Genomic DNA, 16,964 nt, shown 5'->3' with positions numbered 1-16,964 from the left:
TCGCCGATACTGGGAGCGCTCATTGATTGCCGAGGCCCGCATGCCACCTTTAATCCACCACATCAGCAGCGATGAAACGCTCCCCAAGTCGGCGGACGTCGTGGTGATCGGCGGCGGGATTGTCGGCGCCAGCGCGGCCTATTTCCTGGCGCGGCGCGGCCTGTCGGTGGCGCTTATCGAAAAGGGGTATGTCGGCTGCGAACAGTCAAGCCGGAACTGGGGCTGGTGCCGTCGGCAGAACCGCGATGCACGTGAATTGCCACTTGCCAATCTGGCGCTGCGGCTGTGGGAAGAGCTGACCGAAGAGATCGGGCACGACCTTGGCTTCCGCCGTTGCGGGCTCATCTATGCGACGGACAATCCAAAGCAACTCGCCGAATGGGACAAGTGGCGCGAGGTTGCGCGGCGGTTCGACGTCAATACGCGGATGCTTACTGCCGACGAGGCCACTGCCGCCGTTCCTGCGGCTGGAGGCCGCAAATGGCTGGGCGGCGTCCACGCGGCAGACGATGGCAAGGCCGAGCCCTGGCTCGCTGCCCCCTCGGATCGCCGAAGGCGCGCGCAAGCATGGCGCGACCATTCATCAGAACTGCGCGGCACGCGGCCTGGATATCACCAATGGGCAAGTGAGCGGCGTCGTCACCGAGAAGGGCCTTATCCGCACCAGCGCGGTGCTATGTGCCGCCGGCGCCTGGGCTTCTGCTTTCCTGCGCATGCATGCGGTTTCGCTGCCGCAGGCCAGCGTCCGTCAGACCACCTTACGGACGGCTCCTGCACCGGATTTTGGCGGGGCAATCTATACGTCTGACGGTGCCCTAACGCGCCGGATCGATGGCAGCTACACGATAGCCGCCAGCGGCAGGGCGACCCTCGAGATCACGCCGCAGGGGATCCGCTATGTCCGCCCTTTTCTGCCGATGTTCATCAAACGGCTGAAGGCCGTCGAGATCGGCATCGGCCGCTCGTTCTTCGAGGGCCCGCAAACACTCGGTCGCTGGCATCTCGACAGGCCAACCCCCTTTGAACGCATCCGCGTCCTCGATCCCGCTCCGGACAAGCGGATGATAGCAACCATCATGACGCGGATAAGGGCCCTGTTCCCCGCCATTGCCGATGCCGGCATCGTGTCCTCCTGGGGTGGGCATATCGACTTCACACCGGACGCCGTACCCGTGATTTCAGCGGTCGACAGCATCGGCGGCGTATTCGTCGCCGCAGGCTGTTCCGGACACGGCTTCGGCGCCGGCCCTGGCATTGGCCATCTGGCGGCGGATCTGGTCGCGGGTGACGCGGCAAGCGTCGATCCGACTCCATTCCGCATGTCACGCTTCACGGACAGATCGCAAATTGAAGTCGGCGCCTTCTGATGCAATTTAGCCGCGTACCGACAGCAAAGCGCGCTGAGCGATTGCGGGTCTGCATATCTAGAGGCCCAAGCGCGATCTGAACCGTTTCGTGAAGAGGATTCTCACGAGTGACCAGGTTGATGAACTGGTCCAGACATCCAGTTCCGCCAACTCAGCTTCCAGCAACTTGATGGACAACCACATGTCAGATCAAACTACGAGCACTTCCGCCAGAAAGCTGGCTTTCATCCATACGGTTTCCGGCCTTGTTTCCGAGTTCGAGGGCCTCGCCAAGGAACATTTGCCCGACTGGAAGCCGTTCGCGATCCTCGACGAGAGCCTCTTGAGAAATACGATTGAGCGCGGGTCGCTATCCGATCTGACGAAACGAAGGCTTGCTACCTACGTATCGTCGGCAGTCGACGCCGGGGCAGATGCGATTGTCGTCACATGCTCGACTCTCGGACCGGCAGTCGATGCCATTGCGCCGCTTTGTCCTGTGCCGCTGTTCCGTATTGATGAAGGCATGGCCAAAGCCGCTGTCGAGCATGGAAACCGCATAGGTGTCCTGGCGACCTTGTCCACAACGCTGGTGCCGACCGTGGATCTGCTGAAGCGCAAGGCATACGAGGCGGGCAAGGATGTAGCGATCGACGATGTGCTTGTTGAGGGAGCGTTTCAACTCCTCGCCGGCGGGGACGTCGAAGCCCATGACGCGCAAATCCGCCTAGCTCTCGAAGAGCTGTCGCAGAAGGTCGATGTGGTCATTTTTGCGCAGGCCTCGATGGCTCGTGCGGTGCGGGGCACGACCCACAGTCTTCCAGTTCTGACAAGCCCCGGACTTGGGGTTGAAAACGTGAAACGGCGTTTAGAGCAGCGATAGGACAAAAGTGGGACAGGGTGCAAATGCCTAATACGAGTCTTGCCGCAATATTGTTCGGCCACGCGATGTCCGCCTGCCGAAACCGAGCTGCCGCCTCTCGTAGAGCTCGGCGACAAGCGCAGCGAGCCGCGCAGTCTTTTAACTGGTTAACGATCCGCCCCGGCCTACTGGCATAGATAGCGCCACCGGCGCGCCCTCTGCGCTTGGCGAAGATGTCGCCTAGAAATAGCCGAGGATGGACTTGACCTCGAGATACTCCAACATGCCCTCGAGGCCGTATTCGCGTCCGTTTCCGGATTGCTTGAAACCACCAAATGGCGCGTGTGGATCCCACGCCGGGTAGTTGAGATGCACTTGACCGGCGCGAATCCGCGACGCGACGTACTTGGCGACGTCCATATCCCTGCCCTGCACATGGGCCCCGAGGCCATAGATGGTGTCATTGGCGATGGTGACGGCCTCGTCGACTGTGTCGTAGGGGATGATGCAAAGGACCGGCCCGAAGACCTCCTCCTGAGCGATGCGCATGCCCGTGCGCACGTCGGAAAAGATGGTCGGCTTCACATAGAGCCCGACATCTAGGCCGTCCGGACGGCCAAGTCCGCCGGTGAGAAGTTTTGCGCCTTCCGAAACGCCGACGTCGATCATTGTTTGGATCCGGTCGAACTGAGCACGATTGGCGATTGCGCCGTGGGTGGTGGCCTCCGAAAGAGGATCGCCGACGACGATCTCATCCGCGGCCCGCTGGGCAATTGACTCGATCTCGGAAAGCAGCGCGCGCGGCACGATCATGCGCGTCGGCGCACTGCATGACTGGCCGAGATTGCGGAAGGCGGCGGCTATGCCCAGCGAAACGGCGCGATCGAGATCGGCGTCGGGCAGGATCACGTTCGGCGACTTGCCGCCGAGCTCCTGCGCGACCCGCTTGACCGTCGGCGCGGCGGCCTGGGCCACCGCGATGCCGGCACGGGTGGAGCCGGTAATGGAGATCATGTCGACATCCGCATGGGAGGCGAGACCCGCACCGACGCCTGGGCCATCACCATTGACGAGGTTGAAGACACCGGCAGGGAAGCCGGCTTCCTCGATCGCCTCGGCGAACAGCAGGGCGTCCAAGGGAGAGAGCTCGCTTGGCTTCAGCACGACCGTGCAGCCTGCGGCCAGCGCCGGCGCGACCTTGGCGGTGATCTGGTAGAGTGGCCAGTTCCAAGGCGTGATCAGGGCGCAGACACCGATCGGTTCGTGGGTGACGGCGGTGTGGCCGCGCTGCTCGACGAAGGGGAAGGCTGTCAGGACATCGCGAGCGACCCTCACATGGGCGATCGCTAGCGGCACCTGCGCGGTGCGCGCATATCCGATCGCCGCGCCCATTTCGAGGCTCAAGCATTGCGCAAGCAGTTCATTGCGCGCTTCGAGCAGCGCCTGCAGGCGATCAAGCAGACCCGCGCGGTATTCCGGCTTGGTACGGCTCCAGGTGGCGAACACCCGGCGGGCCGCTGAAACGGCCGCGTCCACGTCCGCGCTGTTTCCGAGCGGAAACTGGCTTACGACCTCTTCGGTGGCGGGATTCACGACGACGCCCTTGGCGGTGCCCCTCGGCTCGACCCATTGACCGTCGATGAAGAACTTGTCCAGGCGGCCGTTGCTGGACAGGTGTTCGAGGGGCGTGATCATCCTACAAGGTCCTTCATGCGGTAATAGGCACCAAGGATCGGCAGGAACCAGGGACGTCCGAAATATCCAGGGATCGCCGGCCAGTCGAAATCCTTCCAAGGGTTCAGGTCGGGCCGCCCGTCCATGACCTCGGCCATGATGCTGCCCATCAGCGTCGACATGTGGGTGCCGTGTCCGCTATAGCCCATTGAGTAGTAGATGCCGTCGCGCTCTCCGGCGCGTGGCAGGCGGTCGCGGGTCATATCTACCATGCCGCCCCAGCAGTAATCGATCCGGGTGCTGGCCAGTTCTGGATAGACTTCGACCATCGCCGCTTTCAGGATGCGGCCGCTCTTTTCGTCGGATTGAGGATCGGACACCGCAAACCGCGCTCGCCCGCCGAACAGCATGCGATTGTCCGGAGTGAGCCGCCAGTAGACGACGAGGTTGCGCGTGTCGACGACCATGCGACGCGTCGGCATGAGGCGTTGAAGTTGCGAAGGCGACAGCGGTTCCGTCACAATCAGGAAGGCGCCGACCGGCACGATGCGACGGCGTATCCATCCGAGCGGACCAACCTGGGAAATGCCGCTCGCCAGCAGGACCTGCCGCGCGACGATTTTGCCGCGTGGGGTCTCTACTTCATGCCCGGCGGGGACCTTGCGGATGGCCATGACCGGAGCCCGTTCATAGACCTCGGCGCCACGCCGCGCGGCGGCGGTCGCCAGGCCCCGGACGAACCGGCCCACATGCATGCCGGCACCCTTGGGAAAGAGCAGCCCGCCATAGTAGCTGTTGGTGCCGACTTCGGTTCGCAGGTCGGCGCGCGCGATCATCCTCGTTCCGGGATCGACATTGGCCGCCAGGAGTTCCTGGCTGCGCGCCAGCATGTCGTAGTGCTCCGGCTTGGCAGCAAGCTTGAGCTTGCCGACGCGGGCGAAGCTGCAGTCGATCAGTTCTTCCTGGACCAGCCGCTCGACCATATCGACGCCAGCGTCGAATGCCTTATAGAGCGCGTTCGCGGCATCCTTGCCGTACTTGCCGGCCATGATCCCATAGTTCTGGGCAAAGCCGTTGTTGCACATGCCGCCATTGCGGCCGGACGCGGCGTTGCCGATCGTTTCGGCCTCCAACAGGGCAACCCGGGCGCCCTTCTTGGCAAGGGCCAGTGCAGCGGAAGATCCGGTCAGGCCGCCGCCCACAATCGCTACATCGTAGTGGCCTTCGAGGGGTTCGGACGCGCCCTCATTGAACGGCTGAGAGGTATCCAGCCAATAAGATGTAAACTTCATAATTGCACCACCAGTGCGTCAGTTTGCATGGGCGCCATGCAAAGCGTTGCGATTGGAGCCTCTACCATCCGCGGATCCGCTCCCAACGCGCTTCGATCTCCGGGTTCTCACCGTTGATGACGCTGTAGAAGTCATGCTGGGCGGCCATCGCGCAGGCATGATTCGGCAAGATCCGGATTCGCGTACCGACCGGGAGCTTGGGCATGCTCTTGCCGGAACCGGCACGAATGGCGAGGATGCCGTGCTCCTGGCTGGCCTGGGCCACGATCACATCTTCAAGCACCCGCCCCTTGTCGTCGCAAACCACGCCGTAGCCCTGGTCGATCTGCTGGTTTGCGGTTCCCCGGTCGCGCGACAGCGCCATCCACCCGGCATCGACCAGCACCCATCCTTTTTCCGGCTTGGCGCCGATCACAGTGGCCAACACGGAAATCGCGATATCATCGATGGCACAGACCCCGACCCCGTGCTGGACGAGGTCGAAAAACATGTAGACCCCGGCGCGCAACTCCGTAATGCCTTCCAGATTCTCGGCGAAGTGTGCGGTCGGCGTCGAGCCGAGGCTGACGATCGGGCAGGGATGACCGTGAGCGCGCAGGATTTCGGCGGCGCGCACCGTGGCCAAACGCTCGTTCTCGGCTGCCTTGACCAGCGCATCGGGCGTACTCAAGCCATAGGACTCGCCGGCATGGGCGAGGACGCCGACGAGGTTGGCGCCCGCTGCGACGACCCTGTTGGCCACTTCGAGCAGCTTGGGATCGTCCGGCTTCAATCCACCGCGATGATCATCGCAGTCCAGTTCGATGAAGACGGACGGTGTCACGCCGATGGCCTCGAGCACGTTGGCCAAAACATCAGCCTGCTCCACAGTATCGAGCAGCAGCTTCAGGTCGACGCCAGTGCGGCGACAAAGCTCCATGGCGCGGATGGCCGAAGCCGCCGACATGCCGACCGCATAGGTCATGTCTCGAAAGCCGTGGCCCGCGAAATACTCTGCCTCGGCGATGGTCGAGACCGTGATCGGACCGGGTTCGCGGGGGAACACGCACCGGGCGACGTCGATGCTTTTGGCCGTCTTCATATGCGGGCGCAGCACCACGCCAAGCTTCTTGGCGCGCTCAGCCAAACCCTGGATGTTGTGCCCGAGCCGTCCACGGTCCAGAAGCAGAGCCGGGGTGACCAGGGCGTCGATGCTCTTGGCCGTCTCGCTCACTGACAGGTTTGCCGCCATCTTGTCCATCATCTCGTTTCCTAAAAGAACGATTGGTTCGCCAAGGCATACATATGGGCCGACCCGTCGGAGACGGGTCGTTGCCCTTTGACCATTGCGGTCGCACCGCCGGCTCGCTCGAGGCCGAGGCTCTCGAGCCAGTCGCCCAATCCATCTTCGGCATAGACGTCGATGCGAACGAATTGATCGTGAAGTCTGGAAAGCTGCGCCAGGATCAAAAGCCGCGCGTCCTCCACGCTTTCGGCCGCACAGGGGCCGACGACATAGCCGCGCCCGAACTTCCTGGCGATGGCGTAGCCTGCAACCCGTCCCGCGCGCTCGATAACGACGACCTTGCCCGCATCGGCGAGCGCAGCCACCATCGACGGCCGGGGCATGCCCATGGCCCGTTCGTCGAACGCCTGGATCGCCGCGAGGTCGGAGACCGTCGCCTGGCGAACGTCGTTGCGGGCACTCTGCGTCACGGCGACGGTCAGCGGGCCCTGAAGCTGAAGCACCCTGCCCCAGGCGGTAAAGCCGCGCCGCTTATAGAGCGCGAGCCCCTCTTCCGTCGAATTGAGCAGCACGTTGCGACCGTCCGTGGCCTGAAGCAACCCGTCAAAGAGCCGGGAGCCGTTGCCACCGCCTTGTGCGGAGCCAGTGACTATGATCATCCCGGCCATGGCATAGGCCTGTCCGTAATTCCACGACATGGCAGTGCCGATCACCTGTCCTGCCCGCTCGAGGACCAGGCCATTGCCGACCGTCAAGGCAAATTCCCAGTCCTCCTGGCGATAAGGCCAGCCCATCTCCTGCGACAGCTTTAGCGCGCCCGGCACATGGCGGGTCTCGAATTTCATCAGCTCGCTCGGGGCGCTGACGATATCTCTGTCATGCTCAACGGCCATGAGTGCAACGCTGTCACTTGATCCAAAGTCAGATTGAAGTCGGACCTTAGAGTCGCGTCCGGCGGCCAGATTTCGCTGCTGTTTTGCCCTTTCAATTCAGCGGGATCATTCGTTTTGAGCCGTCCGTCGGCATGCCATGTGGCGCAAATCGGGCGAGGAATATCTGGCACCTTGAATCGCCCCTTCGTGATTGCCCCGCGATCGGCGTCCGCACGATTCACAATGGGTGTGATCTCAGCCTCTGCAATGGCTTGGCCGCAACATTCCCCAGCGATGAAACGCTTGATGCTCAGGAGGAATTTTGGATGATCTACATCAGCGAAGAGGAGTCAGCCGCCCTCGTCACGCATGAACTTGCCTTCGAGGCGGCGCGGGAGGCTCTCGTGGCGGCAGCATCGCCGCAGAGCTTGGTCTTTCCCGCTGTTCTCGGGCGCACACAGGAGGCGACCAATACCTTCTCAATCAAATCCGGTTCGTCGGACGACCTGACTGGAGTGAAAATTGGTTCCTTCTGGTCGGGCAACCCGGCACGTGGCCTTCCCCGCCACAACTCCACCATCGTGCTGCTCGATCAGCATACAGGTCGGCTCGGCGCCGTAATCGAGGCCGGCAAGGTCAACGCCTACAGGACGGCCGCCGCCGACGCGGTTGCGGCCGATCTTCTTGCGAGCAAGCAAGCCAAGGTTCTGGCGATATTCGGCGCCGGCAACCAGGCGGGCTTCGAAGTGAGGGCGCTGGCACGCATCCGCCCAATCGAAACCGTGCTGGTCGTGGCCCGGCCTTCGCCGCGACGCGACGCTCTTGTCGATCAGATCGGAGAAAGGGATCTGGAGGCGCGCGCAGCCTTGCCCGAAGAAGCCGTGCGCGCGGCCGACATCGTGGTGACGGCGACACCCTCACGCGAACCGCTGTTCGATGCCGCTTGGGTGGGACCCGGAACTCATATCGTCAGCATGGGGTCGGATGCTCCGGGCAAGCGCGAATTGCCGAGCGACTTATTTCCCAGGGCGCGTCTGTTTTGTGATCTGCTCTCCCAGTCCGTCCAGATCGGCGAGTTCCAACATTTGCGCGACGAGATCGACGCTGGCGTGCTTGCGGTAACACCAATCGGCGACGTCATTGAAAAGCGTGCGCCCGGACGCCGCTTCGACAACGAAATCACGGTCTTCGACAGTTCCGGCATCTCCCTACAGGACCTCTACATGGCCGGCGCGCTGATCCGCGCAAAGGCGTCCCACCGCTGATCTAGCGTGCTAGACTAGCCCGCAGCGCTGCTGTACCACGCACCACCGTTAACGATGGCGGCATGTGGCAAGACCACTCGGGCGTCGCTCAGGCGAGTCCAATGCAGACCTCAGCGGCATCCTTCGGTCGCGTGTCCGAGCCTGCCAGGCGCATAACCAACGTCAATGCAATTTAAGACGCGGACGGACAACCCGGTTGGCATGGCCGACCAGAATAAGAGCCAAGCCTTTGACCCAGCCATGTATGGCCACCAAGTGCATGCGGTACAAAGACACGTAGATCATCCTGGCCAGCCGCCCCTCGATCGCCATCCGCCCTCCGACGAGGTTTCCCATTAAGCTACCGACGGTGGAAAACCGGCTCAACGACACTAACGAGCCCTTGTCCCGATAGACAAATGCTTCCGGCGTTTCCCCAGCAATCAAGTGAAGAATGTTGCGATAAGCGGTCGATGCCATCTGGTGGGCAGCCTGAGCTCGTGGTGGCACCGGGCCGCCCGCCCCCTCTGGCTTGAAAAAGCAGCAATCGCCTATGGCGAAGATGCGCTCGTCCCGGCTCGTTTGGAGGGTGGGAAGGACGACAAGTTGCCTGCTACGCGCCACCTCAAGTCCGTCGAGCTCTCCTAGAATATTTGCCCCCTGCACTCCTGCAGCCCACACGCAAATATTGGCGTGTATTTGCTCCCCGGTAGCGCACCTCAATCCCGTTTCCGTTGCTTCCGATACAGATGTGTTTGCGAGCACCCGGACGCCGAGGGCCTCAAGTTCCTGATGCGCGGCCTTTGCTAAAGCATCTGGGAGAGCCGGAAGAATCCGCGGCCCGGCCTCTATCAATGTGACCCTCAGCCGGGTCTCGTCGAAGACTTCCAGGCCATAGTGTCTAAGAGATGATGCAGCATTGTAGAGTTCAGCAGCGAGTTCAACGCCTGTCGCACCGCCACCTACGATAGCTATATTAACAAACGCGTCGTCGGTTGGATCAGCTGACATTGTCCTGGAAACTCGAAGACAATGATTCAACAACTTCAATCGAAAGCGATCCGCTTGATGACGGTCTTCGAGGAAAAGACAGTGATCCTTGACTCCGGGAGTACCGAAGTCGTTTGAAACCGACCCGATCGCGATAACGAGGTAATCGTATCGGAGCCGATGTCGACCGACCAGTTCCGACCCGTCATCGTCGAAAATCGGCGCCACTATGACCTGCCGCGCTGTGCGATCGATGGCCTCCAACGACCCGTAGAAGAAGCGGTAGCCCCAACGGTGCCCGTGGCCGCGGTAGCCCACTTCGTCAAGATTTGCGTCGAGTGATCCGGCCGCAACCTCATGGAGGAGCGGCTTCCAGACATGGGTGTGGTTCCGCTCCACAAGAATGATATCGAAATCCTTACGGCCGAACCGTGCTCCGAGCCGCCGCACGAGTTCAAGACCTCCAGCCCCACCGCCAACGACGACTATTTGAGTCTTCATTCCCGCTTGCCCGGTCCATAGAGGAATGCCCCTCAGAAAGTATATCCGCCTGTCAGCGGCTGGCGCGCCACCAGGCGATACGGTCCTGCAGGGCGTAGCCCTTGATAACGGCCGGCATGAACCACGGATTGCCATGATACAGCGGGATGGCCGCAGGCGGCCGAAAGTCGAACGCGGTGCGCGCCTGCTCGCCATGTCCCATCAGCTTGTGGGCCGCACGCGTGCCAATCCACGGCGCCCAGACCACACCCGAACCGCAGAAGCCGGTGGCATAGACCACGCCGTTCTTCTCGAAGATGCGGGGCAGCATGTCGCGGTGCATCGCCACATTGCCGAACCAGCTGTGCGAAAGTCGAACATTTTCCAGTTCAGGGAAAAGTTCGACCAGTCCGCTGCGCAGACGGAGCGTCGGGGCTGCCGGATCGCCTGCGCGCGAGCTGTCGCGCCCGCCCAGCAGGATGCGTCTGCCGTCCGGCGAAGGGCGGTAATAGAAGCCAAGCTCGCGGCCCTCGCCCATCATCATCAGCTTCGGCATCAGGCGCGCCATCACTTCAGGCGCGAGTTCCTCGGTGGCAATGATCCGGCTGCGAACCGGCACCAGGCGGCGGCGCAGGAAGGGACTGGCGCCATCCGTGTAGCCATTTGTGCAGACCAGCACCTGCCGCGCCTGCACTGTTCCGGCCGAAGTGGCCACGCGGAACCCGGAGCCATCCCTTTCAATCGAGGTCACGGGCGTGTTCGAATGCACCGCCAGTCCCGAAGCGAGCGCCACCCGCAGGAGCTCGGCGTGGAACTTCGCCGGGTGCAGCCCACCGATGTCCATCCGAACCATGCCGCCGCGATAGAAGTCGGTGCCGGCGTAGTTGCGCTGCTTTGCATATGGAACGGCGTAAGATTCGATCCCCAGTTTCCTCGCCAACGCCTCGGCGCCGCGGGCCATCTTCTCGTACTGTTCATATCCGATGGCGCCCTTGAACAGGCCAACCAGTTGAAAGTCGCAGTCGAGCTTTTCCGACTTGATGAAGTCGTAAAGGAATTCGCGCGCGACCTTGCCCTCGGCCTCGATCGCCATGGCCTTCTCTTCGCCGAAGCGCCGGGTGATCGTGGCGTAGTCCAGCCGGATGTTCCCGCTGGTAATTCCGCCGTTGCGCGACGAGGCCCCCTCGCCGGGATTCATCGCATCAAAAGCTGCAACCGAACGCCCCTCGCGCGCCAGCGCAAGCCCGGCCGAAAGGCCGGCATAGCCGGCGCCGATGATCGCCACATCGACCTTCCTGGCCAGGGGCTGCGGCGGCAGCGGCATGACGGGCGCCGCTTCCCACCAGTAGGGTGTGTTCTTGTCGGCGACTTTCGGTTCGTGCATGTGAGTCACTTCTCACTGGGTTTTCGGTATCGGAATTGGGCCGCATTTGTCGACGAGATCAGACACGGTCGTCGCGCACGTCGAGCGCATCACGCAGCCCGTCGCCGATGAAATTGAAGCTTGTCACGGCCATGGTGATGGCGGCCCCGGGAATGATCGCCAGCCAGGGCGCACTGTCCAGATACTGCTGGGCGCCCTCGAGCATGTTGCCCCAGCTGGGTAGCGGCGGCTGAATGCCATAACCCAGGAAACTGATATAGGCTTCCAGCAGGATCGCGCGCGCCACTGTCAGCGTAGCGGCCACGATGATCGGACCCATGGCGTTGGGAAGGATTTCGCGGAACATGATATGCGTGCCGCTAAGCCCCAGCATGCGCCCGGCCAGCACAAACTCGCGCTCGCGCAATGACCGCACCTCGGCCTCGACAATTCGGGCTACCTCCATCCAGCTGGTGACAGCGACGATCACGGTGACCATGGCCGGGCTTGGCTTCAGTGCCGCGGCCAAGGCCAGCAGCAGGAAGATGGAGGGGAATGACAGGAAGCCGTCGACCGTGCGCATCAGCGCTGCGCCGATCCAGCCGCCGCGGTAGCCCGCGATCACGCCGACGAACGTTCCGATAAGCGTCGACAGCAGCATGGCAGAGAAAGCCACCAGCAGTGAGGTCCTCCCCGCCATGAACAGTCGCGCCGCCACGTCCCGCCCCAAAGGATCGGTCCCGAGATAGTGGTCGCCGGTCAGCGGCGGTGAAAAGCGGGCGCGCAAATCGATGTATAGGGAATCATAGGGCAGGAGATGAGGGCCGAACACGCATGCCAGCGTGAGAACGGCGATCATCGCCACCCCCAGCAACGCCAGGTGATGGCTGGTGAACCGGCGCACGGTGCGGCTGCGCCACCAGCGGCTTGGTTCTGCATTTGCGGCGAGAGCGGTCATTTCGGGTGCCTCCTGTTGGGCGTGAGGTTACGCGCTCAACCCAGACGAATACGCGGGTCGACGATCGCCACCACGATGTCTGCGATCAGGTTGCCGAGAATGACGAGGATGGCTGAGAACATCAGCAGTCCCATCACGACCGGGTAGTCGCTGTAGCCGAGGCTGTCGAGGAACAGCCGCCCCATGCCTGGCCAGGTAAACACTGTCTCCGTCACCAGCGCGCCGGTCAGGATGCTGGGAAGCTGCACCCCGGCCAGTGTGATCATCGGCAAAAGCGCATTGCCGACGACGTGCTTCATTATGACTCGGCGCTCGCTCAGGCCCTTGGCGCGGGCGGTCTTGACAAAATCCTGGCTGATGGCGTCGAGCGTCGCCGTGCGCATGTAGCGGCTCCAGATCGCGACATGCACCAGCGACAGCACGATGCTTGGCAGGATCAGGTGATGCAGGTAGTTCAGGACCGAACCGTCGCCGATCGTGTACATGTTGCCTGCAGGGACCCAGCCCAGCCGCAGGGAGAAGATATAGATGCCGACGAGCCCGAACCAGAAGGTCGGGATTGACAGTGCGACCATGGCGCCGATCGTCGCCAGATGGTCGAACAGCGAGTAGCGGTGCGTGGCGCCGCGGATACCGATCCAGGTGCCGATCGCGATCGCAATCGCGGTGGACGTACCCATCAGCAGCAGCGTGGCAAAGACGTGCCGGCCAATCACGGCCAGCACAGGCGCGCCGTCGCGGAAGGAGTGGCCCCAGTCGCCCTGGAGAAGCCGCCAGGCCCAGTCGAGATATTGCATCCACAGCGGCCGATTCAGCCCCAATTGCTCTTTCAGGCGATCGAGATCGTCCTGCGTCATGCTGGGATCGAGCCCGAATTGCGCCAGTGGCCCTCCCGGTAGCAGGTTCAGGACGAGGAACCCGATGAGCGAGACGATCAGGAGCAGGATGAGGCTCTGCGAGAGCCGGTTCAGCAGGAAGCCGCGCATTCAACTCTCCTCTTTCAAGACAGCGCCGAAGACTGGCCGCCGCCGCGAGGCGGCGGCGGCGTATGTATGTCAGCCCTTCCAATACCATCCGGCGGCATGCCAGGATGCGACGCGGGTGTTGGAATTTGCCTCGAAACCCTCCAGCCCTTCCTTGCGGCCGAACACGTTGGTGGAGGCAAACAGAGGCAGGAACGGCAGATCCTGACGGACGATTTCCTGCACACGCAGATAAATGGCGCGCCGCACTTCCCGATCGAAGGTGCGGGTGCCCTTCTCGAGCAGCGCATCGACCTCCGGGTTGGAGTATTGGCCTGTGTTCGAGCCCTTTCCGCCCTTCGCGACGATCGCCTTGGTGTGCAGGCGGTTGGAAACGTCGGGGTCGCCCGCGATGACATTTGTTACACCGGAGATGGCTGACTCGAACTGCGATTTGAGCCAGAAATCGCCCCACATGACGGCGGCCGGCAGGTTCGAGATGGTCATCTCCACCCCGATCTCGGCGAATGTCTGCTGCAGGAACTGCTGCGTCTGCTCGCGCAGGTGGTTGCCGGAGGTGGTGGAGTTGGCGAACGACAGACGCACCCCGTCCTTCACCCGTATTCCATCGGCTCCGGGTACCCAGCCGGCCTCGTCGAGGATCTGGCCCGCGCGCTCGAGGTTGAACTCCTGGGCCGGCAGGTTCGGATTGTAGTAGTAGGAACTCTGCGGCATGAACGTCTCGGTGGGGGTGTGGACCCCGTAATAAATTGCTTCGAGGATCGCTTTCCTATCGATTGCGGCGTAGAGCGCCTGGCGGACCGCCGGGTCCTTGAATTGCGGCTTCTCAAGATTGAGATAGATCGACTCGACCGATGCCCCAGACTCCAGCTTGACCACACGATCCGATAGTTTGCTGGCTTCCGCGTAGTGGTCGGCGGTTATGAATGCTTGGTCGACAAGATCAATGTCGCCGCTCTTGAACTGGGTGTAGAGCACCGTCATGTCGGGGATGTATTTGAAGACGAGCCGCTCCAAATAGGGGCCCTCCCCGACATAATCCGCGTTCGCGACGAGTTCGATATGATCACCGGCAACGCGCTGCGCCCATTTGAATGCGCCAGTGCCGACAGGCGCCTGATTGAAGGCGGCGGCGTTGGGGTCGGCCTCTTTTTCGAGGATGTGCTTGGGAACCATGAAGGTTTCGGCGAGAAACGACAGGTAGGGGGCGAAAGCCTCCTCCATCCGCCAGGTGAGCTCGGTCGGCGAGACCACCTTGATATCGCGCACCAGCGAATGGCCGGCCGTGCGCCAGGCGCGGAATTGCGGATTGGTGATGAGCTCAAGAGTGAATTTCACATCCTCAGCCGTGAAGGGCTTGCCGTCGTGCCAGCGGACGTCGTCACGCAGGCGGATGCGCCACTTAAGACCGTCCTCTGAAATGTCGCCGTTTTTCTGGCTTGGCACTTCGACCGCTAGATTGGGCTGAAGAACGCCTTTGGGATCCATGCGGAAGAGCGCATCGAAAAGCGAGAAATGCACAGCGTCGTCGACCTCGATATGCGGCATCAACGGATTGAACACGGTGGGTTCCTGCGAAAGTCCGACGACGACGCGACCGGTTGGGCTCGCTGGCGGGGTCTGGGCGAAGGCGGGCTTGCCCAACAGATTGGGCGCAATGAGGCCTGCCGCCCCGCCTATCGCCATCAATCGCAGTGCATCGCGCCGCGAGTAGTTTGATTTGGTGTCTGAGCGTTCAGTCATTGGAATTCCCCTTGTTCTGGCGGTATCCGCCGTGGCTCTTACCCATTTGCTGCAACCGGACGGGTAGATCCCGGCTGCTCTCCAGGAATCGCCGCCACCAGCTCACGCGTGTAGGCTGATTGCGGGTCGAGGAAGATTTGCGAGGGCGGTCCGCGTTCCACGATCCGCCCTTTCTGCATCACCGCGATTTCGTCGCAGATCTGGCTGGCGACGCGCAGATCGTGGGTGATGAAGATCATCGACACGCCGGTCTCCCCCTGGATTTGGTCCAGCAGCTGCAGGATCTGGGCCTGGATCGACACGTCGAGCGCCGACACAGCTTCGTCGGCAATCAGCAGCTTCGGCTTGAACATCAGCGCCCGAGCGATGCCTATGCGCTGGCGCTGCCCACCGGAAAATTCATGCGGAAAGCGACCAAAGGCGCCGGCATCGAGTCCGACATGAGCCAGGAGCGCCTTCGCCTCATCACGCGCCTGGGCATAGGGCATCCCGTGCGCGACTGGGCCAACGGTCAGGATGTGGCCGATCGTCGAGCGCGGGTTGAGCGAGGCGAAGGGATCCTGGAAGATCATCTGAACCCGCGGCCGCAGCGGGCGGAATTCGGCTTCGGAAAGCTTGGCGATGTCGCGGCCCTCGAACAGAATCCCGCCGCCGTCGCTGTCCAGCAGCTTGATCAAAAGCCGGCCAAGCGACGATTTGCCGGAACCGCTTTCGCCCACAACGCCCAGCGTGCGCCCGGGCGCCAGATCGAACGAGACCTCGTTGACCGCGGGCACGACGCGCTGCGAGCCAAACAGGGAACTGCCGCTGCGGTAGGTCTTCACCAGGCCTTCGACCTTCAGGATCGGCGCTTTATTGGCCGTCTCCAGAGGAACGCGGTCCTCGCCGGTCAGGCGCGGGACGGCCGCGATAAGGCGCCGGGTGTAGGGATGGCCCGGCGACTTCAGGACCTGTTGGGCGCTACCCTGTTCGACGATGTGGCCCTTCTCCATCACGACGACACTGTCTGCGATCTCGGCCACCACTCCGAAGTCGTGGGTGATGAACATGACGCTCATCCCCTTGCGGCGCTGAATGTCGCGGATCAGCTCCAGAATTTGTGCCTGTGTGGTCACGTCGAGCGCGGTCGTCGGTTCATCCGCGATCAGGATCGTGGGTTCAAGCGCCAGCGCCATGGCGATCATAACCCGCTGCCGCTGCCCGCCAGAAAGCCGGAACGGATACTGATGATACATGAGTTCGGGGTCGGGCAACCCCACCTCGGTCAGCAACTCGACAGCGCGGCCGCGACGGGATTTCGGGGTGCCGACGCCATGCGCCGCCATGACTTCGTCGATCTGCGCGCCCACCGTCATCAGCGGATTGAGTGCCGAGAGCGGATCCTGGAAAATCATCGAGACAACCCGGCCGCGCAGGCTGCGCAGCTTGTCGGGCGACAGGCCTATGATGTTCATCCCATCCAGCTGGATGGCGCCCGAGGAGACGCGGATCACCTTGGGCAGAAGCCCCATGATCGCATTGGCTGTGACAGACTTTCCCGATCCGGATTCGCCGATGATGCACAGGATCTGGCCGCGCTTCAGATCAAAGGAGATGTTCTCGACGGCATAAGTCCGTTCCATGCCTTGCGGCAAATTCACCGTGAGGTCGCGTATCGAAAGCGCCACATCGTGGGGGGCTACAGCCTGAATGCTTGCGATCATCGAGATCACCTCCCCTTTCAACCGAGCGGGTCCACGCTGTTGCGGACCGCATCATCGCCCTTTGAGCAGAAGCGCCTCACCGTAGCGGCCGTCGTCTGGCCATCTCGGCGCTTCGCGCCCTGAGGCTGCGAGAAACGGATTCTGCTCATCCTGGCGGCTCCCTTGATGAAATTCGGTCCGTGTACCGGACACTGTTCCCTTTTCTTGGAGAACTCTCCGAAGGCGTAAG

12 protein-coding genes and 1 pseudogene are annotated in these 16,964 nt (G+C 62.4%); 3 read left to right on the top strand and 10 right to left on the bottom strand.

Annotated elements, in window-relative coordinates; all coding sequences use genetic code 11:
- Positions 1–40: 40 nt before the first annotated feature.
- A pseudogene (locus CIT26_RS13145) lies at positions 41–1,367 on the top strand (NAD(P)/FAD-dependent oxidoreductase).
- A gap of 181 nt (positions 1,368–1,548) precedes the next feature.
- Complete coding sequence (locus CIT26_RS13140; protein WP_095493076.1) at positions 1,549–2,229, top strand: aspartate/glutamate racemase family protein; 681 nt, start codon at positions 1,549–1,551, stop codon at positions 2,227–2,229.
- A 219-nt stretch (positions 2,230–2,448) separates the two neighbouring features.
- Here CIT26_RS13140 and CIT26_RS13135 read toward each other — a convergent pair whose 3' ends face one another.
- From CIT26_RS13135 to CIT26_RS13120, 4 genes are all read right to left on the bottom strand, one after another.
- Entirely contained in the window at positions 2,449–3,903 is a 1,455-nt protein-coding gene (locus CIT26_RS13135; RefSeq protein WP_095492963.1) for an aldehyde dehydrogenase family protein, read from the bottom strand.
- Complete coding sequence (locus tag CIT26_RS13130; RefSeq protein WP_095492962.1) at positions 3,900–5,174, bottom strand: NAD(P)/FAD-dependent oxidoreductase; 1,275 nt, start codon at positions 5,172–5,174, stop codon at positions 3,900–3,902. The genes CIT26_RS13135 and CIT26_RS13130 overlap by 4 nt, the downstream gene beginning before the upstream one ends.
- 61 nt (positions 5,175–5,235) lie before the next feature.
- The gene (locus CIT26_RS13125; protein ID WP_206072760.1) at positions 5,236–6,414 is read right to left on the bottom strand and encodes an alanine racemase; all 1,179 of its coding nucleotides are present in this window, start codon (positions 6,412–6,414) and stop codon (positions 5,236–5,238) included.
- 11 nt (positions 6,415–6,425) lie between these two features.
- Positions 6,426–7,244: a GNAT family N-acetyltransferase gene (locus tag CIT26_RS13120; protein WP_245319391.1), complete on the bottom strand. Its 819-nt coding sequence runs from the start codon at positions 7,242–7,244 to the stop codon at positions 6,426–6,428.
- A 353-nt stretch (positions 7,245–7,597) separates the two neighbouring features.
- On the opposite strand from CIT26_RS13120, the gene CIT26_RS13115 reads away from it, so the two are divergent.
- Complete coding sequence (locus CIT26_RS13115) at positions 7,598–8,536, top strand: ornithine cyclodeaminase family protein (RefSeq protein WP_095492959.1); 939 nt, start codon at positions 7,598–7,600, stop codon at positions 8,534–8,536.
- A gap of 162 nt (positions 8,537–8,698) precedes the next feature.
- On the opposite strand, the gene CIT26_RS13110 is transcribed toward CIT26_RS13115, so the two are convergent.
- From CIT26_RS13110 to CIT26_RS13085, 6 genes are all read right to left on the bottom strand, one after another.
- Complete coding sequence (locus CIT26_RS13110; RefSeq protein WP_095492958.1) at positions 8,699–10,006, bottom strand: NAD(P)/FAD-dependent oxidoreductase; 1,308 nt, start codon at positions 10,004–10,006, stop codon at positions 8,699–8,701.
- A 52-nt stretch (positions 10,007–10,058) separates the two neighbouring features.
- Entirely contained in the window at positions 10,059–11,369 is a 1,311-nt protein-coding gene (locus tag CIT26_RS13105; RefSeq protein WP_095492957.1) for an NAD(P)/FAD-dependent oxidoreductase, read from the bottom strand.
- A 58-nt stretch (positions 11,370–11,427) separates the two neighbouring features.
- Positions 11,428–12,306 carry an ABC transporter permease gene (locus tag CIT26_RS13100; protein ID WP_095492956.1) on the bottom strand — a complete coding sequence of 293 codons (879 nt, stop codon included), beginning with the start codon at positions 12,304–12,306 and terminating at the stop codon, positions 11,428–11,430.
- Positions 12,307–12,341: 35 nt separating this feature from the next.
- A complete protein-coding gene (locus CIT26_RS13095; protein WP_095492955.1) occupies positions 12,342–13,292 on the bottom strand; it encodes an ABC transporter permease in 951 nt (316 codons plus the stop codon).
- Positions 13,293–13,361: 69 nt separating this feature from the next.
- Complete coding sequence (locus tag CIT26_RS13090) at positions 13,362–15,032, bottom strand: peptide ABC transporter substrate-binding protein (protein ID WP_095492954.1); 1,671 nt, start codon at positions 15,030–15,032, stop codon at positions 13,362–13,364.
- Between the two features lie 38 nt (positions 15,033–15,070).
- Positions 15,071–16,735, bottom strand: a complete 1,665-nt coding sequence (locus tag CIT26_RS13085) for an ABC transporter ATP-binding protein (protein WP_095493075.1) — start codon at positions 16,733–16,735, stop codon at positions 15,071–15,073.
- Positions 16,736–16,964: the final 229 nt, after the last annotated feature.

Source organism: Mesorhizobium temperatum (genome assembly GCF_002284575.1).
Lineage (GTDB): Bacteria > Pseudomonadota > Alphaproteobacteria > Rhizobiales > Rhizobiaceae > Mesorhizobium > Mesorhizobium temperatum.
Note: the sequence above shows the minus strand (reverse complement) of the source record. Positions and strands in the feature narration are given on the sequence as shown.